The following is a 20,089-nucleotide window of genomic DNA, read 5'->3' on the forward strand; positions in this document are numbered from 1 at the left end:
TTGTCGGTCGCCTTCACCCAACACCCGCGGGGCGAGCGGCTACAGGTCCATCCGGGGCCTACAAGATCGCCCGAACGGAGCCCACCGGTTCACCGTGGCCGAGCACCGCCACCTCGGCCAGGTCGGCGACCCCGGACACGTCCACGCCGAGTTCGCGCAGCACGGCGACCATCACCACCGGGCGAGCGCGGGCCGCACCGTCGGCGATCTTGAGGGCGACCGCGCGGCCGTCGGGCAAGGCGAGGCCGTACACGCCTTCGGCACCGTCCTTGGCCACCGCGCCCGGCAGCGCCGACATCAGCGCCGTGACGTCCCGCCCGGTGCCGCCGACGAACCGCGGGTGCGTGGTCATCGCCGTCACCACGCGGTGTTCCAGCGTGCCGGGTCCGGCCAGCGCGAGGTGCCGGAACGCCCGGGCCAGCCCGGTCAGGGTCAGCGCGAACAGCGGTGCGCCGCAGCCGTCGACCGCGACCCCGCCGACCGGCTCCCCCGCGCACTCGGCGAGCGTGTCGGCGATCAGCCGCTGCAACGGGTGCTCCGGTGACCGGTAGGTCTCTAGCGGCCAGCCGTTGACCACGCAGGTCGCGAGCATGGCGGCGTGCTTGCCGGAGCAGTTCATCGCCAGCGGCACCGGCACACCGCCCGCCGCCAGGTAGGCCTGCTGGGCCTCGAGGTCGAGCGGCAGACCGGCCGTGTTCTGCAGGTCGTGCTCGGTGAGCCCGGCCGCGGCCAGGATCCGGCGGACGCCGTCGAGGTGGAACGGCTCGCCCGAGTGGCTCGCACAGGCCAGGGCCAGCAGCTCGCCGTCCAGGTCGAGCCCGGCACGCAGCATCGCGAGGGCCTGCATGGGCTTGTTGGACGAGCGCGGGTACATGACCCGGTCCGGTTCGCCGACGGTCAGCGCGACCGCGCCGTCGGCATCGAGGGCGACCACGGACCCGTGGTGCACCGATTCGACCAGGTCCCCGCGCCACACCTCAGCGACGATGTCTGAGCGTTCGTGTTGTGGCATCGTGCCGATTGTGACCGACGCGCAGCGCCCGAAACCGTGGGAGTGGCCAGAATCAACCTGGCGGGAGCACGTGGACCTCGTCCGCGCCGGCCGCCCGCTCGTGCCGTCGTCCTGGCCGGGCGGGGCCCGGTGCGCGGTGGCGCTGTCGTTCGACTCCGACCACGAGACGATCTCGCTGCGCGACTGCGAGACCAGCCCCGGGGCGTTGTCGCGGGGCGAGTTCGGCGCGCGCACCGGCGTGCCGCGCATCCTGAGGCTGCTGGCCCGACACCGGATCCCGGCGACGTTCTTCGTGCCCGCGGTGAGCGCGCTGCTGCGCCCGGACGAGATCGCGTCCTATGTGGGCGATGGGCACGAGGTCGCCATGCACGGCTGGATCCACGAACGCAACGCGCTGCTCGACGCCGGCACCGAGCGGGACCTGGCGTTGCGGGCGGCCGACGCGCTGGAACGCACCAGCGGCCACCGCCCGGTGGGCATCCGCACGCCGTCGTGGGACTTCAGCGCGCACACCCTGGACATCACCCGCGAGCTGGGCCTGGCCTACGACTCGTCGCTGATGGCCGACGACGACTGCTACGAGATCGTCGCGCGCGGCGAGCCGACCGGGATCGTCGAGATCCCCGTCGAGTGGATCCGCGACGACGCGCCCTACTTCACGATGGACCGCTTCAGCCAGTCGCGGCCCTACACCGCACCACGCGACGTGCTGACGATCTGGCGCGACGAGTTCGACGCCGCCTACGCCGACGGCGGGCTCCTCCAGCTGACCATGCACCCGCACGTGATCGGCCACCGCTCGCGCATGGCGATCCTGACCGAACTCGTCGAGTACATCGCCACCCACCCGGGCATCTGGTTCGCCACCCACGCCGACGTGGCCGCCCACGTGCGCGGTTAAGCTCGAACAACCATGACGCTCACCGATCAGCTCCCGGCCACCAACGATCCCGACGCCCTCTTCGACGCCTTCACCGAGTGGGTGACCGGCACGGGCATCGAGCTCTACCCGGCGCAGCAGGAGGCGCTGATCGAGCTGGTCTCGGGCAACAACGTCATCCTCGCCACGCCGACCGGCTCCGGGAAGAGCCTGGTGGCCACCGGCGCACACTTCGTCGCGCTCGCCGCCGGGGTGCGAACGTTCTACACGGCGCCGATCAAGGCCCTGGTGTCGGAGAAGTTCTTCGCGTTGTGCGACGTCTTCGGCCCCGACAAGGTCGGCATGATGACCGGCGACTCGAGCGTCAACCCGGGCGCGCCGATCATCTGCTGCACCGCGGAGATCCTCGCGAACATCGCGCTGCGCGACGGCAAGGACGCCGACGTCGGCCAGGTCGTGATGGACGAGTTCCACTTCTACGCCGAGCCCGAGCGCGGCTGGGCGTGGCAGGTGCCGCTGCTGGAACTGCCGAATGCCCAGTTCCTGCTGATGTCGGCCACGCTCGGCGACGTCACCCGGTTCGTCGACGACCTGAGCCGGCGCACGGGCCGCACCACCGCCGTCGTCGCGTCGGCCGAGCGCCCGGTGCCGCTGTACCACTCCTACGTGGTCACGCCGCTGCACGAGACGATCTCCGAGCTGCTCGACACCAACCAGGCGCCGATCTACGTCGTGTTCTTCACCCAGGCCTCGGCCCTGGAACAGGCGCAGGCGTTGATGAGCATCAACGTGTGCACGCGCGAGGAGAAGGACAAGATCGCCGAGCTGATCGGCGACTTCCGGTTCACGGCCGGGTTCGGCAAGACCCTTTCGCGGCTCGTGCGCTCCGGCATCGGCGTGCACCACGCCGGCATGCTGCCCAAGTACCGGCGGCTGGTCGAGCGGCTCGCGCAGGCCGGGCTGCTCAAGGTCATCTGCGGCACGGACACCCTCGGCGTGGGCATCAACGTGCCCATCCGCACGGTCGTCTTCACCGCACTGTCCAAATACGACGGTGTGCGGACCCGCCACCTCAACGCGCGTGAGTTCCACCAGATCGCCGGGCGGGCCGGGCGGGCCGGCTTCGACACCGTCGGCAACGTGGTCGTGCAGGCACCCGAGCACGTGGTGGAGACGGAGAAGGCGCTCGCCAAGGCCGGTGACGACCCGAAGAAGCGGCGCAAGGTCGTGCGCAAGCAGGCGCCCGAGGGTTTCGTGTCGTGGACGGACAAGACCTTCGACCGGCTGGTGGCGGCCGCGCCGGAGCCACTGGTGTCGCGGTTCGGGGTGAGCCACGGGATGGTGCTCGGCGTCATCGGCCGCCCGGGCGACGCGTTCGCCGCGATGCGGAAGTTGTTGGAGGACAACCACGAGGACCGGCCCGCGCAGCGCAAGCACATCCTGCGCGCGATCGCGATCTTCCGTGCGCTGCTGGCCGCGGGCGTGGTCATCCGGTTGGACGAGCCGGACGAGCAGGGCCGTCGCTGGCGCCTGACCGACGAGCTGCAGCTGGACTTCGCGCTGAACCAGGCGTTGTCGCCGTTCGCGCTGGGGGCCATCGAGCTGCTGGACCGCGAGTCGCCGGAGTACGCCCTCGACGTGGTCAGCATCATCGAGTCCACATTGGACGACCCGCGCCAGGTCCTGTCCGCACAGCAGCACAAGGCGCGCGGCGAGGCTGTGCAGGCCATGAAGGCCGAAGGCATCGAGTACGAGGAACGGATGACGTTGCTGGAGGACGTCACTCACCCCAAGCCGCTGGCGGAGTTGCTGGAGGCGGCCTACAACACCTACCGCGCCGGGCATCCGTGGGTGGCCGACCACCCGCTCTCGCCGAAGTCCGTGGTGCGCGACCTGTACGAGCGCGCGATGACGTTCACCGAGTACGTCGGCTACTACCAGCTCGCCCGTTCCGAAGGCCTCGTGCTGCGGTACCTGGCCGACGCGTACCGGGCGCTGCGCCAGACCGTGCCGGACGAGGCGAAGACCGACGAGCTGGCCGACCTGATCGAGTGGCTGGGCGAGCTGGTCCGCCAGGTCGACTCCAGCCTGATCGACGAGTGGGAGAAGCTGCAGCACCCGGGCGACGAGCAGGGCGGCGAGTACGTCCCGCCGGCGGTGACCCGCAACGACCGCGCCTTCACGGTGCTGGTGCGCAACGCGATGTTCCAGCGGGTGAAGCTGGCCGCCGTCGAGGACTACTTCGCCCTCGGCGAGCTGGACCGCGCGTCCGGCTGGGACGCGGCGGCGTGGCAGGAGGCCCTGGCGGGCTACTTCGCCGAACACGACGAGATCGGGACCGGACCGGACGCACGCGGGCCGCAACTGCTGATCATCGACAAGGAGCCGGAACGCTGGCTGGTCCGCCAGATCCTCGACGACCCCGCGGGCGATCACGACTGGAGCATCACGGCCGAGGTCGACCTGGCGGCGTCGGACGAGGCGGGCTCGGCGGTCGTGCACCTGTCCGGCGTCGGCCCGACCTGACCGCCGCAGGAGTCACTTCCACCGGAAGTGCACGAAGACCCGGCCGAAGTTGTCGGAGTCCTTCTCGACCCGGTGGTAGAGCGCCTTGATGTCCTTGCGGTCCAGGAACCGCAGGACGTGCTTCTTCAACGCGCCCGATCCCTTGCCCGGGATGATCTCGACCAGCTTGGCCTTCTTGGCAACGGCTTCGTCGATGACGCCGCGCAGGGCGCGGTCGATCTCACCGCCCTTGTTGTAGATGTCGTGCAGGTCGAGTTTGAGCTTCACGGTGGCCAGCCTCCCCCGGCCGGCCACGCGGCGCAATCGCCTCCCTTCCTGGCCTGACGTGCCCCAAGGCGCGGAACCGGTCACCGCCGAGGTCGAGCCGGCGGCCTCGGACGAGGCGGGACCGGCGGTCGTCCACCTGTCCGGCGTCGGCCCGACCTGACGGCTCAGATCCGGAACCGTCGCACGAACTCCATGATCCGGCGCGCGCTGCGAGCCAGGCCGAGGGCGCCGAGGGCCACCGAGAGGTACACCAGTCGCGCGCTCTCCGTCCCATGCGACGCGATGGCGAGGACGATGACGATGAGCAAAACGACACCGACCAGCGAATAGCCCAGCAGCCCGAGGTAGTCCCGTCCCCGCCGGCGCGCGCGCAGGTACATGAGGAACCGCGCCCACTCGATTGCCGCGGTGATCGCGAACACCACGGCGTAGAGCGCTACGAGAGCCCGGCCGAGCCGCGAACCCCCCACTGTGCCCAGCATGAACGTGTCGGCGCCGCCGAACCAGATCGTGGTCGCCGTCCACCCGAGGGCGAGCGCCGCGATCGGCATGGCAACGACCCACACCACGCCGCCGAGCGGGTGCTCCCACACCAGCGCGGTGAACGCGCTGGCGCTCCAGCCGATCAGCCCGAGCATCAGCACGTCGACCGCCAACGGCTCCCGCATGCCGCCGCGCACGGTAGTCACGAGTTGGCCGACCACTGCCACGAAGGTGAACCCGAGGAGGGCCCCGTGCACCAAGCGGCCGTTCTTGTCGGCGCTCCCGCCGAGCCACACGGACACCCAGTGACCGAAGCACCTGGACTCGCCACGGTGGCGGCTGGTGGCCGGCCGACCGCAGGGCGAATCGCCCGCCGCATCCTCGCGTTTGGTGTATCCGCAACGGAAAGCGAGCATGGTCATGAGGCCGCCTCCGTGATCCGACCGGACGGCAGTTGCCGGCTCCGCTCGTCCTTCACCTCCTCGTGCAGCCATTCGATGGCCACCCGCCTGCTCGATCGCCACACCTGCCACCAAGACCCGTCCTGGCGTGGCGCGGAGAACCAGTCCTTCAACGAGTCCACCGATGTGCTGTGGGCCAGCAGGTCGGTGAGCACCTTGCGACGTCTGTTGAGCAGGTGCCGCCCGATCACGTTGCCCAGCAACGCCACCGCCGACAACGTCAGCAGGGTGATCGCGAGCCACTGCGGCAGGAACGACGCGTCATCGGTGTCGTCCTCAGCGAACACGTGCAGCAGCAAGCTGACCAGCGCGGTCGCCGCGATTGCGAACAAACAGACCCCGGCGACGTACGACCGCCGCACCAGCCGGCTCAGCGTCGCCCGCTTCGTTTCCATCCACTGCCGGTTCTCGGTGAGCCACAGCGACCACTTGCTGAACCGGTCCCATTCGCTCGGCAGGAAGTCCTGGTGCCTGCCGTGGCACCCACTCGTGTCGGACGCGACGAGGATCTCGTGCCACGCATGGGTCAGCTCGTCGTAGCCGAGCTCGAAGTTCGGCCGGCCCTCCTCCCAGTCCTGGAAGAGGTTCCGGTCGAACGGCAGCCAGTGGAAACTCATGCCGGGGTTGCTGTAGCCGGGCTGACCCCAGTGCTGGACGAGCGCCTCCTCACTGGGCACGCGGTTGACGACGGTGGCCACCCGCAGGCGGCTGAACCCGTCGACGGTCTGTTCGCAGTTGCGCAGGATGGTCTCGCGCTGTTCCTTCGCACCCGCCCGGGCCGCCGCAACGATCATGGGGTGGTGGGCCGCCGCGATGGCGTTGACCGCGAGCGGGTCGAACTGGGCGCCGCAGTCGATGACGACACAGGTCGCGCCCTGCTGGATGCCCCGGTCGAACGCCTCGTCGAGGATCTGCTGGCACACGCCGTTCGAACGGCGGTCCTTGATCTCGGCCACCAGGTCGAACACGAACAACCGATCGCTCACCCGCGCCGCGGGCAGCAACAGGATTCGCCCGCAGTCGTGCCTGCGCAGGTAGGCGGGAGTGACGTCCACCAACCGATCGCTGAGCTGCGCGGCCGGCGTGCCGGTCTTCGCGCGGGAGAACGCCGCCACGTGGTCGGCAAAAGTCCTGGCGTGCCCGATGTCCACCCGAGTGCGCTGGCACCATTCGCTCGTACCGCCATGCTGGGCGATGTCGGCATCCAGGTACAGCACGGTGTTGCCGGACTCGGCGAGCAACTCCGCGGTCATCATCGCCAGGGTGGTCTTCCCGACGCCACCGGAGGTGCCGACGAAGGCCCAACTCGGCAGCGGCGCCTCGTACGGGGCAGGCGGCGGCAGCGGAATGCGCCAGTCGGCACCCTGGGACGACACGTGCATGGACGGGGTCTGCGCACCCCTTGTCTGTCGCCGAACCTCAGCACGGATGTCGGACACCAGGCCGGTGACGTTGACCCGCCGATCACCGGCACCACGATCCAGCACGGTCAGCACGGCCCTGGTGAAGTGGCCGTGGCCGTGCGTCTCGTCCTCGCGAGCGACCTCGTCGGGACCGCATGCGGACACGACGATGCGGCCGTGGCCATCCATGCGCAGGAACTCGTCGGTGGGGTTCACCGCGCCGCCGCGGGCACCGTCGATCGCGAACCCGCGACGACCGTCCCCGGCGAAGGCGCCGCTGAAGCAGGTGTCGAGCATGACGAGCAGCCGTCGGGTCTTCAGCCGGTCAAGCAGCGCCCACACGTGCTGGACCGGGAAGGACGTGCCCAGTGGCTGATCGATGTCCGCGTCCTGGGGGAGCAGGAATGTCGACGACCAGTCGTCTCCCGTGCCCCTGCGCAGATCGGACATGCCATGACCCGACCAATAGATCACAACCGGGTCGTCCTCGTCGACGACCCGCTGGTTCAGCCCCACTTCCAGTTCGCGGTGGATCTTCTTGTGGGTCGCCGCTTGATCGGTCAGCGTCACGACCTCGAAACCGGCATTGCGAAGCCGCTCCGACACTTCCAACGCGTCGTTGGCCGCGAACTTGAGCTCGGGCACTCCTTTCAACGAATACTTGTCGATGCCGACAACGAGAGCCTGTGGCACTTGAATCCCCCCTACGTCCGATTCAGTTGAGGTCGGCCCGGGCACCGATCACCGGGCCACTTGTCCCGTCCCCCACCTGGCGTCTGCGACTCGAGGCAAGGAACTGCGCGGCCAATGCTTCGGCTTCGTCGGCCGAATAGCCCTCGATCGAGACCGACTTCCCTTCGACCTCCATCCGGTGCACCTTGCCGCGGTGTCTGCGCAGGAACGCCACGACCACACCGCCGACCGCGGTCCACGCGGCAGGATTTCCGGCGGTGGCGGTGATGATCTCGGACACCACCGATCGGGCGTCCCCGTCGGGCAGGCGAAAGCCCTGGCTCGTGAGGTGCTCGCGAAAGGCATCGGCGAAAGCGACATCCGTCCGGACCAGGAGCTCATGCTTGCGGTCCGCCGACGCGAGCACAAATGAAACGGCCCTTTCGTCGCGGCCGTCACCGTCGATGATCAACTTGCCCTCCGATGAAGCCCACAGTGCGCCGACGTCGAAATGTTTACCGGCCGTTTCCGGGACCCCTCCCGAAACGGCAATCGCCCTGGGTCGTGGCCGAAGGTGACCACATGCGAACCGTAGCGATCTGGTGTCCATCGCAGATATATCGGACATCTATATAGTTACTAATGGATAGCAGGGGGATGCCCACGCAAAGATGATCAACAATCAGCCGCGGTGATCGACGACGACGGCGCTCGGGTGGACGGTCTGCAGCCGGGCGCGGAGCTGATCGACGTCAAGATCGGCCAAGGCCGGCGGCAACGCGTACGCCAGCAGCACCCGCGCATCCTCTTGCAGCACCGGCGCCAGCGGCGTGAACTCGGTGATCTGCGTGGACGCCAGCACCACGAACACCGAGGACTCGGTTCCGGTGGGCCGCAACACTTCCCGGCGGGTCAGGACCACGGACTTCACCGCCGGCCACGGTGCCGCCTCGTGCGGGCCGACCGCGATGCCGGCGGGGCTCGCCCGCACCAGGACGACCGGCGGCGCAACCTGGATGCCCGCCGCCGCGAACCAGAAGAGGAAGCCCACCAGGGTCAGCAGGGACAGGCTCTGCCAGACGGCCAGGTCGACGAGCACGCACACGACACCGGCACCCACCAGTGACAGCGCGACCGTCCGCAGCTCCGGGCGCCGCGCCGTGAGGATCGTGCGCTCCCCCGTCTCGGTCACCTCGCCCACCGGAAAATCGTCCCACGCTCACGACGCGAACGGCCGGACGGGGCGCGGCTCGTCGAGCTCAGGCGGTAGCGGCTTCCTGCGCCTCCAGCAGTTCCTCGCCGTGCTCGGTGATCCACGCACCCAACGCCGCAAGCGGTCCTTCGACCAGGCTCAGGCCAAGCGCGGTCAACGCGTAGTCGGCGCGGTTGTGGCTCCCGCTGCGTTCGACGAGCCCGTTGGCCAGCACGCGCCGCAGGGTCTCGGTGAGCACCTTGTCGCTGATCGGGCCGATCGACGCACGCAGGTCGCCGCGGCGGCGCGGGCCGGACCGAAGCGCGGCCAGGACCAGCGGATCCCACTGGTGGGCCAGCAACTCCGTCGCCGCCCGCAACCGGCAGTCCACCACCAGGTCCGCACACGTCATGGCGCCATGATGCCCGAGCCGCTGCGCACCGATCGGTGCGCAGCCGATCCCTAGCGTCGGCCCCATGCGAATCGGAATCCTCGGAACGGGAACCCTGGCCCGCGGCCTCGCGCGGGCGTGGGCCGGGCACGACGTGGTGATCGGCGGCCGGTCGGCCGCGAAAGCGGAAGCCCTCGCGGCGGAAGTCGGTGCCCGGGCCGCCGCTCCCGCCGACGCGGCCCGCGAGGCGGACGCGGTGCTGCTGGCCGTGGCGTGGGAAGGCGTCGACGACATGCTCGGCTTGGCCGCGCCGCCGCCCGGCACGGTCCTGATCGACCCGGTCAACGCCGTCGAGCACGGCGTGGGCGTCCTGCTTCCACCCACGTCGGCCGCCGAACACATCGCCGCGACAGCGCCGGGAACCCATGTGGTGAAGGCATTCCACCTCTTCCCCGCCGCGCAGTGGACGTCCGGCACGGCGGTGACCGTCCCGATCTGCGGCGACGACGAGCGCGCCCTGGCCACGGTCAGCGCGCTGGTGACGGACACCGGCAGCCAGGCCACGGTCGTCGGCGGGCTGAGCAGCGCACGCCAGTTGGAGGAGGTGGCCGGGTTCGTGATCAACCTGGCCTTCCGCGGCGTCGACCCGCAGTCGGCGGTTCCCCGAGTGGCATGACAGCAGCGGGGCGCGCACCGAACCCGGTCCGCGCCCCGCCCGAGAAACAACTCAGGTGATCGCCGTGGCGAACACGTGGATGGTGGACTGCGCCGGGAATGTCACCGCCACCACCGGTTTGGTCGCGTCCAACGGGACCCGGTTGGTGAAGATGCGGTACTCCGTCGTCGCGTTGGCCGGGCCCTTGGGGGTGTTGCGGCCCAACATCTTCACGGCGATCTTCGACCCGTAGGCGGTCGGGTCCAGGCAGCACCAGTTGGCGAAGCCGAGCGGCTGGGTGGTCTTCGTGCCGTCCGCGTAGTGGATAGTCACCGTGCCCGTCGCCGAGCCGCTGGTGCCGGTGCCGAGCACGGCGAGCGAGCCACCCTGCCCGGAGATCGCTACCGTCTCACCGCTCGCGGCAAGGTTGTTCGCTTGCCCCGGCTGGACGTCCGGCCAGGTGAAGGTCACACCGTCCGCGGACACCGTGCCGCCCGGCGTGACACCGGCGGCCGCCAGCTTCTCCGCGACGAAGCTGTCCCCGCCGCCGTCGAGGTTGCCCGGCGCCGGGTTGGCCGCCGTGGTCACGCCGACGTTGTTGAACGTCGCCGCGAGCGAGCCGTACGGCACCTGGGTTTGCGCCGCGCCCGACACCTCCTGCTTCGCGCCGTGTGCCGTGTAGGTGGCCTTGGGCTGGAGCAGGTAGGTGTCCGGCTTCGCGTCGGCGGCCGGGGTGACGGTGAAGGTGGCCGTCTGCTTCTCGTCCGGGCCGAGCGTCGCCGCCGTGGTCGACTCGCCGGTCACCGTCCAGCCCGCCGGGACCGGGAGCGCGAGCTCGACGTCCTTGAGCTGGGCACCGGTCTTGTTGGTGACGCTCGCCGTCACCGTGCTCGCCTTGCCCGGCGCCATGATGCCGGGCGCGGTCGCGCTGACCGGCGCGTTGCCGTCGTACGGGTGGGCGCCGCCGACCGCGGTGGTGCCGGGCAGCGTGACGTCCAGCGTGCCGTTGGCGGACACGACGGGCGTCTTCACCGAGATCACGCCGCCGCGGTCGGCCGGGTCGTAGAACCAGCCGGTGGCGGCCTTGTCGAACGCGTCCTTGGTGGTCAGGTGGGCCAGGGTCACGTTGCCCGCCTTGACCGCGCCCGGCGCCGTGCCGGTGTGCACCGACAGCTGGTAGGAGCGCGCCGGCGCCTTGCCGTCGTAGGACCCGCGGCTGGCGCCGATGTGCACGCTCACCTTGCCGTGCCCCGACTTCGGCGCGTCCACGGTGAACTGCTGGGTCGCACTCCGACCGTTCGCGTACTGCCGGGTCACGCCGTCGTCCTCGTAGAGCGAGTAGGACGAGTGGCCCTGCGGGTAGATGTCCAGGTTCAGCTTGCCCTTGTCCCTGGTCTGCCACGAGGTCGTGCCCTGCGGCCACATCGGCACGATGGCGCCGCCCTTGACGAACATCGGCAGCGTGTCCAGCGGGGCCGCGTAGCCGTCCAGAGTGGACTGTCCCGGGTGGACCTGGCCGGACCAGTAGTCCACCCAGTCGCCCTTGGGCAGGTAGATGCCGTCGCGCACCGACGTGTCCTGGTAGACCGGCGCGACGAGGAAGTCGCTGCCCGCCATGAACTCGTACTTCGTGTTGTCGCCCCAGGTGTTGGGGTCGTCCGGGTACTCGAGCACCAGCGGCCGGGTCGGGCCGACGCCGGTGTCGCGGGCCTGCGCGGCCAGCGTGTACATGTAGGGGATCAGCTGCTCCTTGAGCAGCAGGTACTTGCGGTTGATCGCGGTGTAGGGCTCGCCGTAGCGCCACGGCTGCTTGTCCGAGGGCGCCCAGCCGTCCATGGTCATGACCACCGGCAACATCGACTTGAACTGCAGGTCACGCACGTAGGTCTTCGCGCTGCCGCCGAAGATGCCGTCCACGTCGCCGGTGTTGTAGGCGATGCCGGACATCGTGGCGCCCGCGTAGGTCGGGATCTGCCAGCGCGTGTAGTCGTAGCTGCCCGACTGGTCGCCCGACCACAGCACGGCGCAGCGCTGCGCGCCGGCCCAGCTGTTGGGCTGCCACACGAAGCCGCGCGCGGCGGTGTAGTCCTCGATGGTGCCCTTGGCCTGCATGCAGCCGTCGAGGGCGAACTTGTAGCCGGGGCCGACCCACGCGACGTCCAGCTTGCGCACGGTCACCCCCGCCTTGGCCTCTTCCTCGGCGTTGGCCAGGCCGTTCTCGGTCCACAGGCCCATCTGCATGTTGTCGGCGTGCAGGCCCGCGCCGACCTGCGGCAGGTTCTCGTAACCGCAGCCGTAGCCGTCGTTGACCAGCATCCAGCCGTTGGGCATGCCGTTGGCCTTGTAGCCGTCGGCGACGTCGACCGCGTCCATCGTGTGCCGCTCGCCGCGGTTGGCGTTGTGCAGGTAGCAGTCGGAGTCGCCGAGCTCCAAGCCGTAGACCGGCGGCATGAACGGGCGGCCGACGAGCTGGGTGTACTGGCCGATGACGTCCTTCATGGACGGGCCTGCGAAGTAGAACGCGTCGAAGCGCTGCTCGTTCTCGGTGGTCGCCACCGGGTCGGTGAACGAGTACGCGCCCGGCGCAAAGGTGTTGCGGAAGACCCCGTAGCCGGCGCTGGAGACGTAGAAGGGCTGCGAGTTGTTGTAGCCGCCCTCGTTCCAGTTGAAGCTGTTGGCGACCTGGACGGTCTTGTCGCGGAAGGAGAAGCTGCCGTTCTGCTCACCGGCGCCGAAGAACTGTTCCTGCGCGCCGCGGGTCAGTGACTGCGTGGTGGCCTTGTCGGTCCAGGCCAGCGGCTTGGTCTCGCTGAACAGCTTGGTGCCGTCGGTGCGGTAGAGCGCGAGCGTCAAAGGGTGCTTGGCGACGTGCAGCACGACGTCGGCCGTGCGGATCTCGTAGTGGTCGCCCTTGTCGGCGACCGCCGGCTTCGCGCCCTTGAAGGCGCCCTCGCCAACGGTGATGGCGCCGTTCGCCGGGTCGGTGAAGGTGCCGTCGGGCGCGAGCCAGGCCCGCAAGACCTGGTCGTCGTAGAACTTCAGGCGCAGCTTCGCGGCACCCGCGTCGACGGTGTAGTCGCCGTCCGTGCCGGTGAAGGCGGTGACGTCGCCGAGCTGGCCCGCGGCAATGGCGGCGGTTGCCGGGACGCTCAGGACGGTCAGGCCGCCCACCGCGAGCGCGGCGGCGATGAGGAGGGTTCGAAAGCGTCGTCTTGCCATGACGGTCCTTTCCGACGGCAGGGGGACGCATGTGCAGCCTTGTGATCTCCGCTGCACGATGATGCTTGTTTTCTAGCAAGTTTGAGCATCACTGCGCAAGAGCTGCATCGTAAGGACCCGATCGGCCGGCTCAGCCGGGGAGGTGCATCCGCGCCGCCAGCCACGGCAGCGCCTGTTCGAGCGCGGGCCGGAAGGTGACCCAGCCGTGCTTGCCGGGCAGGGTGTGGAACTGGACCGGCACGCCGTCCGCGGCCAGCGCTTGGGCCACCCGGTGCTGTTGCGGGCCGTACACGGTGTCCTCGGTGCTGACCGTCAGCACCGCGGCCAGGTGCGGGTAGCGGCGCGCGGCCAGTTCCTCCAGCGGGTTGACCGCGTGGAAGGCCGCGGCGTCGCCGCCGAACACCTCGTCGATGGTGTAGGACTCACTGCCGACCAACGGTTCCTGCGAGCCGGCGATGTCGAGCAACGTCGGGAACCGGCCGGGATCGCGCAGTGCGGTCTGCAGGGAGCAGGTGCCGCCGTCCGACGCGCCGCCGATGGCCCAGTGCGCCGGGTCGGTGTCGACGTGCAGGTGGGCCTGGATCCACTGCACGACGTCGACGTCGAGGTAGGTCGCGACGTGCCCGCGGGTGCCGTCCACGCAGAGCGGGTTCGACCGGCCGTAGCCGAGGTCGTCCGGCACCACGACGACCGGGGCGACCCCGTGGTGGTGGGCTGCGTAGTCGTCCATGACCGTGGCGAGCGCGCCGCCGTCGAACCAGTCCGACGGGCTGCCCGGCCGACCCGCCAGCAGCACCAGCACCGGCGGCCGGGCGTGCGCGTTCGTCCGGTAGTAGGGCGGCAGGTAGATCATGGCGGGCCGCGCCCGGAACCCGGAGACCGCGCCGGGGATCGACACGGTCAGCACGCGGTCGTGCGGCCTCGTCGCGTCCGGCGCGTGCTCGGCGGACCTCGTGGTGGTCGCTGTCGTGTTGGTCGAGGTCGTCGTGGGTGCGTGCGTGCCCGCCGCGTGCGGCGCCTTCGCCTCGTGAACCTGGATGGCGAAGGCGACGACCAGTGCCGCGACGAAGCCGATCCCGAGGCCGGCCGCCCCGGCACGCAACGACCGTGGAATCAGGCGCGGGCCGCGTTGCTGCTTGGTCACCCGGGCACTGTGCTTGGCGGTCGCTGTGGGCACGCTGAGAGGCCCCTGTTGGCTAACGGGCGCCGTACGCGGCCAGGAACACCCTCGTGCCCCCGTCGGCGTGGTGATCGCGGCCATCCGGTCCTGGCCAGCGAGGGCAGCGATCACCGGCTGCGGACGTGGGCCCGCGACACCGCCGCCGCGCTGCCGAACGGCACGCACCGAAGCCTGCCCGGCGAGTGGCACGGCGTCGCCCCCGCCGACCTGGCCGCGGCCATCAGCGCCTTCTGCCTCGACGCCTGACCCGCCACGACGCTTGACCTACAACGCGAAGCGGCCCGGCGGCAGTGCCACCGGGCCGCTTTCGACCGTGAGACCTCAGTCGGGCAGACGCTCACCCGAGGCCGCGTCGAACAGGTGCACCGAACCCGGCTTCGGGATCAGGCCCAGCTTCTCGCCGCGCTGCCAGGGCGCCATGCCCGGCGTGCGCACGGTGATCGTGTGCGGGGCCTCGCGCTCCTCGGCGGACTCCTCGACGTGCGCGACCTGCTCCACCGACTCGTCCTGCGCGGTGCAGTACAGGTACTGGTCGCTGCCCAGCTCCTCCACGACCTCGACCATCACCGGGATGCCGTTCTCCGGCGACGTCGTCTCCCAGCCCTCGGGCCGCACGCCGATGACCACGTCCGAACCGGTCAGCGCCTCGCGCTGGGCCGGGGTCAGCCCGATGGTCCGTCCGCCGAGCGATACGCCCTCGGCGGTCACGGCGGACGGGATCAGGTTCATGGCCGGCGAGCCGATGAACCCGGCCACGAAGAGGTTGGCCGGCTTGCCGAACAGGCCGACCGGGGTGTCGCACTGCTGCAGGATGCCGTCCTTGAGCACCGCCACGCGGTCGCCCATGGTCATGGCCTCGGTCTGGTCGTGCGTCACGTAGATCGTCGTGATGCCCAGGCGGCGCTGCAGCGACGCGATCTGGGTGCGGGTCTGCACGCGCAGCTTCGCGTCCAGGTTGGACAGCGGCTCGTCCATCAGGAACACCTGCGGCTGGCGCACGATCGCGCGGCCCATGGCCACGCGCTGGCGCTGGCCACCGGACAGCTTGGCCGGCTTGCGGTCCAGGTACTCGGTCAGGTCGAGCAGCTCCGCCGCCTCCTGGATCCGCTTGGCCCGCTCGGCCTTCGGCACCTTGGAGATCTTGAGGTGGAAGCCGATGTTGTCGGCCACGGTCATGTGCGGGTAGAGGGCGTAGTTCTGGAACACCATCGCGATGTCCCGGTTCTTGGGCGGGAGGTTGGTGACGTCGCGGTCACCGATCCACACCGCGCCCTCGTCCACGCCTTCCAGGCCCGCGAGCATCCGCAGGGTGGTGGACTTGCCGCAACCCGATGGTCCGACGAGGACGAGGAACTCGCCGTCCTCGACCTCGAGATCGAGTCCGTCGACGGCCGGGCGGTCGACACCCGCGTAAAACCGCGTGGTGCCCTTGAACGACACGCTTGCCATGCTCTGTTGATCCTTCCTGGCCTATTTTCCGGCGCCGAGCGTGAGACCCGTGATGATGCGTCGGGCCAGTACTAGGTACAGCACGAGCATTGGCAACACAATGATGGCAACGCCCGCGATGAGTCCACCGTACTGCGACTGGTATACCGCAGCGTTGTAGAAGCTGAACAGTGCCCTGGCCAGCGTGAAGTGCGCGTTGGTCTGCAGGAACACCAGCGCGAGCAGGGTCTCGTTCCACAGCCCGATGGCGTTGATGATCATCGCCGTGATCAGGCCGCCTCGGGCGAGCGGCAGCATGACCGAACGGAACGTGCGCACGGGTGACGCTCCGTCGATCGCGGCGGCTTCCTCCAGCTCATCGGGCAGCGACCGGAAGAACCCGGTCAGCAGGAACACCGTGAACGGCAGGGACAGCGCCACGTACACCAGGTACAGACCGAACAGGTTGTCGGTCAGGTGGATCTTCGCCATGCTCACGAACAGCGGGATGATCACCGTCTGGAACGGCACGCCCATGCCGATGGCGACGAAGTTCGTCATCGCCCCGGAGCCCCGCACGCCCAGGCGCGACAACGCGTAGGCGGCGGGCGCGGACACGGCCACGATCGTCACCGTCGCGGCCGCCACCAGCAGCACCGTCACCAGGAACGCGTCGCCGAACCCGGCGTTGTTCCACGCGTAGATGTAGTTGGCGAACGGCGTGCCGCGCTGGAACAGGATCACCGGCAGCTGGAACGGCTCGCGGAAGATCTCGGCCGGCACCTTGAACGACCCGGCGATCAACCAGTAGAGCAGCAGGATGTTGAACGCCGTGAACAGCCAGACGACGATCAACCCGAGCAGGCGCAGCGGGCTGAGCTTGCGCGAGCCGGGCGCCGCCTTCGGCTTGCGCGGCGCCTTGCGGACCGGCACCGCCGCGGCGGCGGTGGCTTGCGTCTCGACAACGGTCATGGGTTCGGACCCCTAGAACTGGATGGCGTCGCGGCGCATCAGACGGCGCAGCAAGACCACGAGCACGGACACCAGCAAGATCATCATGACCGCGCACGCACAGGCGGCGCCGAAGTTCGGCGTGCCGTTGGCGCCCACCGACCGGTCGAACACGTAGATGCCGAGGGTCCACGAGAACGGCGGCGGCGCGTAGCCACCGGACCCGGCGAGCACGAAGACCAGCTCGAAGATCTTGATCGCGTTGATGGTCCAGAGCACGCCCGCGATGCCCACGACGTCCCACGTCATCGGCAGCGTGACGTTCCAGAACTTCTGCCACGGCGAGGCACCCGCCATGTCGGAGTCCTCGTAGAGGTAGGGCGGGATCCGGTCGACCGCGGCCATCAGGATGGTGATGTAGAAACCCGCGCTCGCCCACATGATCGCGCCCATGACGACCCAGACGATGCTGCCCTGCGCCAGGAACGGCACCGCCTCGACGCCGAACTTGTCCAGCACGAAGTTGGCGAGGCCGCGCTTGTCCGGCATGAACATCAGGCCGAAGAACATGCCGATGGCCACCGGCGCCACGATGTTCGGGAAGAACAGGATCGCGCGGACCAACCGCCCGCCCCGCATGTCCCGCAGCACCATGGTGAACAGGAACGCGAGCAGGAACGTGCCGATCCCGCCGACGAAGAGCAGCAGCAGGGTGTTCTGGAAGGCGGACTGGAAGTTGTCGCTCGCCCACATCTGCGAGTACTGGGTGAACCCGTTGAACGCCGGGGTGTCCCCCGCCCCGGCCCACTTGGTGAACGACAGGACCACCGTGGCCACCGTCGGCAGCACCAAGAAGATCACGTAGAGGGCCAACGCGGGCAAGACGAACGGCCAGAAGAGCCGCTTCTTGCGCATCAGGTGCCCACCGGACGCGCCGGTGACGCGGGGGGTGGTCCCCCGCGTCACCGGCGGTGCGAGCGTTGCCATCAGTGGTTGGACTTCCAGAAGGCCGCTTGCTTGCTCACCAGCCCGTCGATGAACTGCTGCGGCGTGATCTTGCCGTTGAGCAGGTCGAAGTCGAGCTGGTCGAAGACCTCGGACTCCCAGTTGCCGCCGGCCAGCGAGTCGAGGCCGTCGTACTGGAGCACGTGCTCCTTCTTGGTGTCGTCCACGGCCGCCTTGGCGTCCTTCAGGTCGTCGGGCACCGGGACGTCGGCGCGCGGCGCCAGGTTGTCGGTGACCGCCGGGATGCCGCTCAGCAGCGTCTTGTTCAGGAAGTAGGCGGTGAACGCCTTCGCCGCGTCGGCGTGCTTGGCCTTCTTGGTCACCGCGAAGCCGATCGGGATCTGCTCGACGGTGTCGTGCGTGGCGTCGGCCGGCTTCGGGATCTGGAACGAGCCGTAGTTGATCTTGGTACCGCCGCCCTCCTTGGCCAGGTACTCCCGGGTCTCACTGGGCGCCCAGGTACCGACGTAGAGGTAGCTCGACTCGCCGTCGGCCCAGCGCTGCTGCACCTGCGGGAACTTCGAGGCGTTCCAGCCCTTGATGAAGTAGGGGTTCAGGCGCGCGGTCAGCTGCGCCGCCTTGAGGAAGCCGGGATCGGTCTTCCACGCCTGGCCGGACTTGTCCGACGCCGCCTTGCTCAGCCCACCCGCGCCGACGTAACGCTCGGCGAACTGGGTGAAGAAGTACATGTTGTAGAACGGGATGTCGCCGTCCTGGCTGATCGCGTTCGGCTTGGCCTTGTCGAACAGCGCGAACATCTCATCGGTGTTCGTCGGCGCCTTGAAGTCCTTGATCTTGTCCTTGTTGTACCAGAAGGCGCTGCTCTGCAGGATGTACGGGACGAGGAACTTGTGGCCTTCCTTGTCCTTGTTCTCCGCGAAGTCGAACGAGCTCGGGTTCAGCACGTCCTTGACGGTCTTGTCGCCTTCGCCGACCTTCATGTCGTAGACGTCGTCGACGCTCTGCGTGCCGCCCGGCTGCATGATCGCGGCACTGACCTTGCTGACGTCCTGGTCGAACAGGTCCGGGACGTTGTCGGTGTTCAGCGCGGGCGCCAGGGTCTGCGTGTACCCCTTGCGACCCTGCCACTGCACGTTGACCGTCACGCCCGCGGTCTTCTTGAAGCAGTCGAACGCCTTCTGCAGCAACTTGCCCTGCGGCTCGTCGGCGGTCCACATCGACCAGTAGGTGAACGTCTTGTCGGTGGGGATCACCCCCGGCGTCGGGCACGCCGCATCGAGGCTCTGGCTCGCACTTGGCAGTGCGTTGCCTCCGCCTGCGTCCTCACCGCTGCCGCACGCGGCGAGCGTCAGTGTCGACGCCACGCCCAGTGCGAGCACCGCCAGCCCCTTGGGCCTGCCGGGAGTCCTTCGCATGGTCACCACCTGATCGGGATGAGTTGTGTGGGTGGCTGTGGCCGCCGCCACAGCGCTGCACATTTGTGCGCAGTTTTGTTCAGTTTCACGCAGTTGTCAACAGTCAAACCGGCATTCGCAACAGTGGTCTAGTCCTTAGCGGCATCAGACTAGCCGGACGGACAACCCCTCGGCCCGCAGGGAGTTGACGACCGGCTCAGATGCACCCCGATCCGTTATCAGGCAGTCGAGATCGGCGAGCGCGCAGATCTTGGCGAAAGCGTGCCGGTCGAGCTTCGAGCTGTCCACGATCGCCACCTTCTCGTGCGCGCGATCGGTCATGATCCGGTTGATGCTGGCCTCGCCCTCGTGGTGGGCGTAGACGCCGTACCGGTCGACCGCGTTCGCGCCGAGGAACACCAGGTCGAGGGTGATCTCCTCGAGGATGCGCCCGGCCAGCGGCCCGGTCAGCTCGAAGGACTGCGGCCGCGCCACGCCCCCGGTGACCACGATCTTGATCTGCGGGCGAACCGCCAGCTCACTGGCGATGTTCAGGGCATTCGTGACCACCGTCAGGCCGGGATCACCCCCAGCCATGTCCTCGCCGTTGAGGTCGGGCCGGGTGGCCAGGAACCGCGCCACCGCGGTCGCGGTCGTCCCGCCGGTCAGCCCGACGACGCTCCCCCTGCGCACCAGCTGGGCCGCGGCCTTGGCGATGCGGTCCTTCTCGGCGGCCTTGCGGGCCTCCTTGTAGCGCAACGGGAGGTCGTAGCTGACGTTGTTGGTCGCGGCGCCGCCCCGGGTCCTGGTCAGCAGCTGCTGCTCGGCGAGGTGGTCGAAGTCGCGGCGCACGGTCGCCTGGGACACGTCGAACTCGGCCGCGAGCTCCTCCACGTCGAGCCGGCCGCGTTGGGCGAGCAGCTCGAGCACGGAGCTGAGCCGTTCGTGACGCTTCATGGACACTCCCCGATTGACAGGCTCCGTGCGGCCCGCTGCGAGATTGTGAATG

Annotated in this window: 18 protein-coding genes; 4 read left to right on the forward strand and 14 right to left on the reverse strand. The window is 69.2% G+C overall.

What is annotated here, in order from left to right; genetic code table 11:
- Window positions 1–58: 58 nt before the first annotated feature.
- A complete protein-coding gene (locus EV186_RS28220; protein WP_133852476.1) occupies window positions 59–1,012 on the reverse strand; it encodes an asparaginase in 954 nt (317 codons plus the stop codon).
- 10 nt (window positions 1,013–1,022) lie between these two features.
- On the opposite strand from EV186_RS28220, the gene EV186_RS28225 reads away from it, so the two are divergent.
- Together EV186_RS28225 and EV186_RS28230 are read left to right on the forward strand one after the other, a co-directional pair.
- The gene (locus EV186_RS28225) at window positions 1,023–1,913 is read left to right on the forward strand and encodes a polysaccharide deacetylase family protein (protein WP_243754327.1); all 891 of its coding nucleotides are present in this window, start codon (window positions 1,023–1,025) and stop codon (window positions 1,911–1,913) included.
- Between the two features lie 12 nt (window positions 1,914–1,925).
- A complete protein-coding gene (locus tag EV186_RS28230) occupies window positions 1,926–4,418 on the forward strand; it encodes a DEAD/DEAH box helicase (protein ID WP_133852478.1) in 2,493 nt (830 codons plus the stop codon).
- A 12-nt stretch (window positions 4,419–4,430) separates the two neighbouring features.
- On the opposite strand, the gene EV186_RS28235 is transcribed toward EV186_RS28230, so the two are convergent.
- The 6 genes from EV186_RS28235 to EV186_RS28260 all read right to left on the reverse strand — a co-directional run bounded on the left by EV186_RS28235 (window position 4,431) and on the right by EV186_RS28260 (window position 9,308).
- A complete protein-coding gene (locus tag EV186_RS28235) occupies window positions 4,431–4,685 on the reverse strand; it encodes a Smr/MutS family protein (protein ID WP_133852479.1) in 255 nt (84 codons plus the stop codon).
- A 164-nt stretch (window positions 4,686–4,849) separates the two neighbouring features.
- On the reverse strand, window positions 4,850–5,470 hold the full coding sequence (locus EV186_RS28240; protein WP_133852480.1) for a hypothetical protein: 621 nt from the start codon (window positions 5,468–5,470) through the stop codon (window positions 4,850–4,852).
- A gap of 116 nt (window positions 5,471–5,586) precedes the next feature.
- Entirely contained in the window at window positions 5,587–7,770 is a 2,184-nt protein-coding gene (locus EV186_RS28245; protein ID WP_133852481.1) for a caspase family protein, read from the reverse strand.
- Window positions 7,748–8,314: a hypothetical protein gene (locus EV186_RS28250; protein WP_133852482.1), complete on the reverse strand. Its 567-nt coding sequence runs from the start codon at window positions 8,312–8,314 to the stop codon at window positions 7,748–7,750. The genes EV186_RS28245 and EV186_RS28250 overlap by 23 nt, the downstream gene beginning before the upstream one ends.
- A 72-nt stretch (window positions 8,315–8,386) precedes the next feature.
- Window positions 8,387–8,905, reverse strand: coding sequence for a hypothetical protein (locus EV186_RS28255; protein WP_133852483.1), 519 nt, complete (start codon window positions 8,903–8,905; stop codon window positions 8,387–8,389).
- Between the two features lie 58 nt (window positions 8,906–8,963).
- Entirely contained in the window at window positions 8,964–9,308 is a 345-nt protein-coding gene (locus EV186_RS28260; protein ID WP_133852484.1) for a winged helix-turn-helix transcriptional regulator, read from the reverse strand.
- Between the two features lie 64 nt (window positions 9,309–9,372).
- Between EV186_RS28260 and EV186_RS28265 the strand changes: the two genes are divergently transcribed.
- On the forward strand, window positions 9,373–9,963 hold the full coding sequence (locus EV186_RS28265; protein WP_133852485.1) for an NADPH-dependent F420 reductase: 591 nt from the start codon (window positions 9,373–9,375) through the stop codon (window positions 9,961–9,963).
- A gap of 51 nt (window positions 9,964–10,014) precedes the next feature.
- Here the strand turns inward: EV186_RS28265 and EV186_RS28270 are convergent, their stop codons facing one another.
- Together EV186_RS28270 and EV186_RS28275 are read right to left on the reverse strand one after the other, a co-directional pair.
- A complete protein-coding gene (locus EV186_RS28270; protein ID WP_133852486.1) occupies window positions 10,015–13,161 on the reverse strand; it encodes a TIM-barrel domain-containing protein in 3,147 nt (1,048 codons plus the stop codon).
- A gap of 130 nt (window positions 13,162–13,291) precedes the next feature.
- Window positions 13,292–14,305 carry an alpha/beta hydrolase gene (locus EV186_RS28275; protein ID WP_133852487.1) on the reverse strand — a complete coding sequence of 338 codons (1,014 nt, stop codon included), beginning with the start codon at window positions 14,303–14,305 and terminating at the stop codon, window positions 13,292–13,294.
- Window positions 14,306–14,353: 48 nt separating this feature from the next.
- Here EV186_RS28275 and EV186_RS28280 point away from each other — a divergent pair, with 48 nt between their 5' ends.
- The gene (locus EV186_RS28280; protein WP_133852488.1) at window positions 14,354–14,587 is read left to right on the forward strand and encodes a hypothetical protein; all 234 of its coding nucleotides are present in this window, start codon (window positions 14,354–14,356) and stop codon (window positions 14,585–14,587) included.
- A gap of 75 nt (window positions 14,588–14,662) precedes the next feature.
- Here EV186_RS28280 and EV186_RS28285 read toward each other — a convergent pair whose 3' ends face one another.
- The 5 genes from EV186_RS28285 to EV186_RS28305 all read right to left on the reverse strand — a co-directional run bounded on the left by EV186_RS28285 (window position 14,663) and on the right by EV186_RS28305 (window position 20,037).
- Entirely contained in the window at window positions 14,663–15,790 is a 1,128-nt protein-coding gene (locus tag EV186_RS28285; protein WP_133852489.1) for an ABC transporter ATP-binding protein, read from the reverse strand.
- 21 nt (window positions 15,791–15,811) lie between these two features.
- Complete coding sequence (locus EV186_RS28290; protein ID WP_133852490.1) at window positions 15,812–16,741, reverse strand: carbohydrate ABC transporter permease; 930 nt, start codon at window positions 16,739–16,741, stop codon at window positions 15,812–15,814.
- A gap of 12 nt (window positions 16,742–16,753) precedes the next feature.
- Window positions 16,754–17,707 carry a carbohydrate ABC transporter permease gene (locus EV186_RS28295; RefSeq protein ID WP_133852491.1) on the reverse strand — a complete coding sequence of 318 codons (954 nt, stop codon included), beginning with the start codon at window positions 17,705–17,707 and terminating at the stop codon, window positions 16,754–16,756.
- Window positions 17,707–19,101, reverse strand: coding sequence for an ABC transporter substrate-binding protein (locus tag EV186_RS28300; protein ID WP_133852492.1), 1,395 nt, complete (start codon window positions 19,099–19,101; stop codon window positions 17,707–17,709). Before EV186_RS28300 ends, EV186_RS28295 begins: the two co-directional genes overlap by 1 nt.
- A gap of 144 nt (window positions 19,102–19,245) precedes the next feature.
- The gene (locus EV186_RS28305) at window positions 19,246–20,037 is read right to left on the reverse strand and encodes a DeoR/GlpR family DNA-binding transcription regulator (RefSeq protein ID WP_133852493.1); all 792 of its coding nucleotides are present in this window, start codon (window positions 20,035–20,037) and stop codon (window positions 19,246–19,248) included.
- Between the last annotated feature and the right edge of the window lie 52 nt (window positions 20,038–20,089).

Origin of the sequence: Labedaea rhizosphaerae, from assembly GCF_004362825.1 — a bacterium.
Taxonomy (GTDB): Bacteria; Actinomycetota; Actinomycetes; order Mycobacteriales; family Pseudonocardiaceae; genus Labedaea; species Labedaea rhizosphaerae.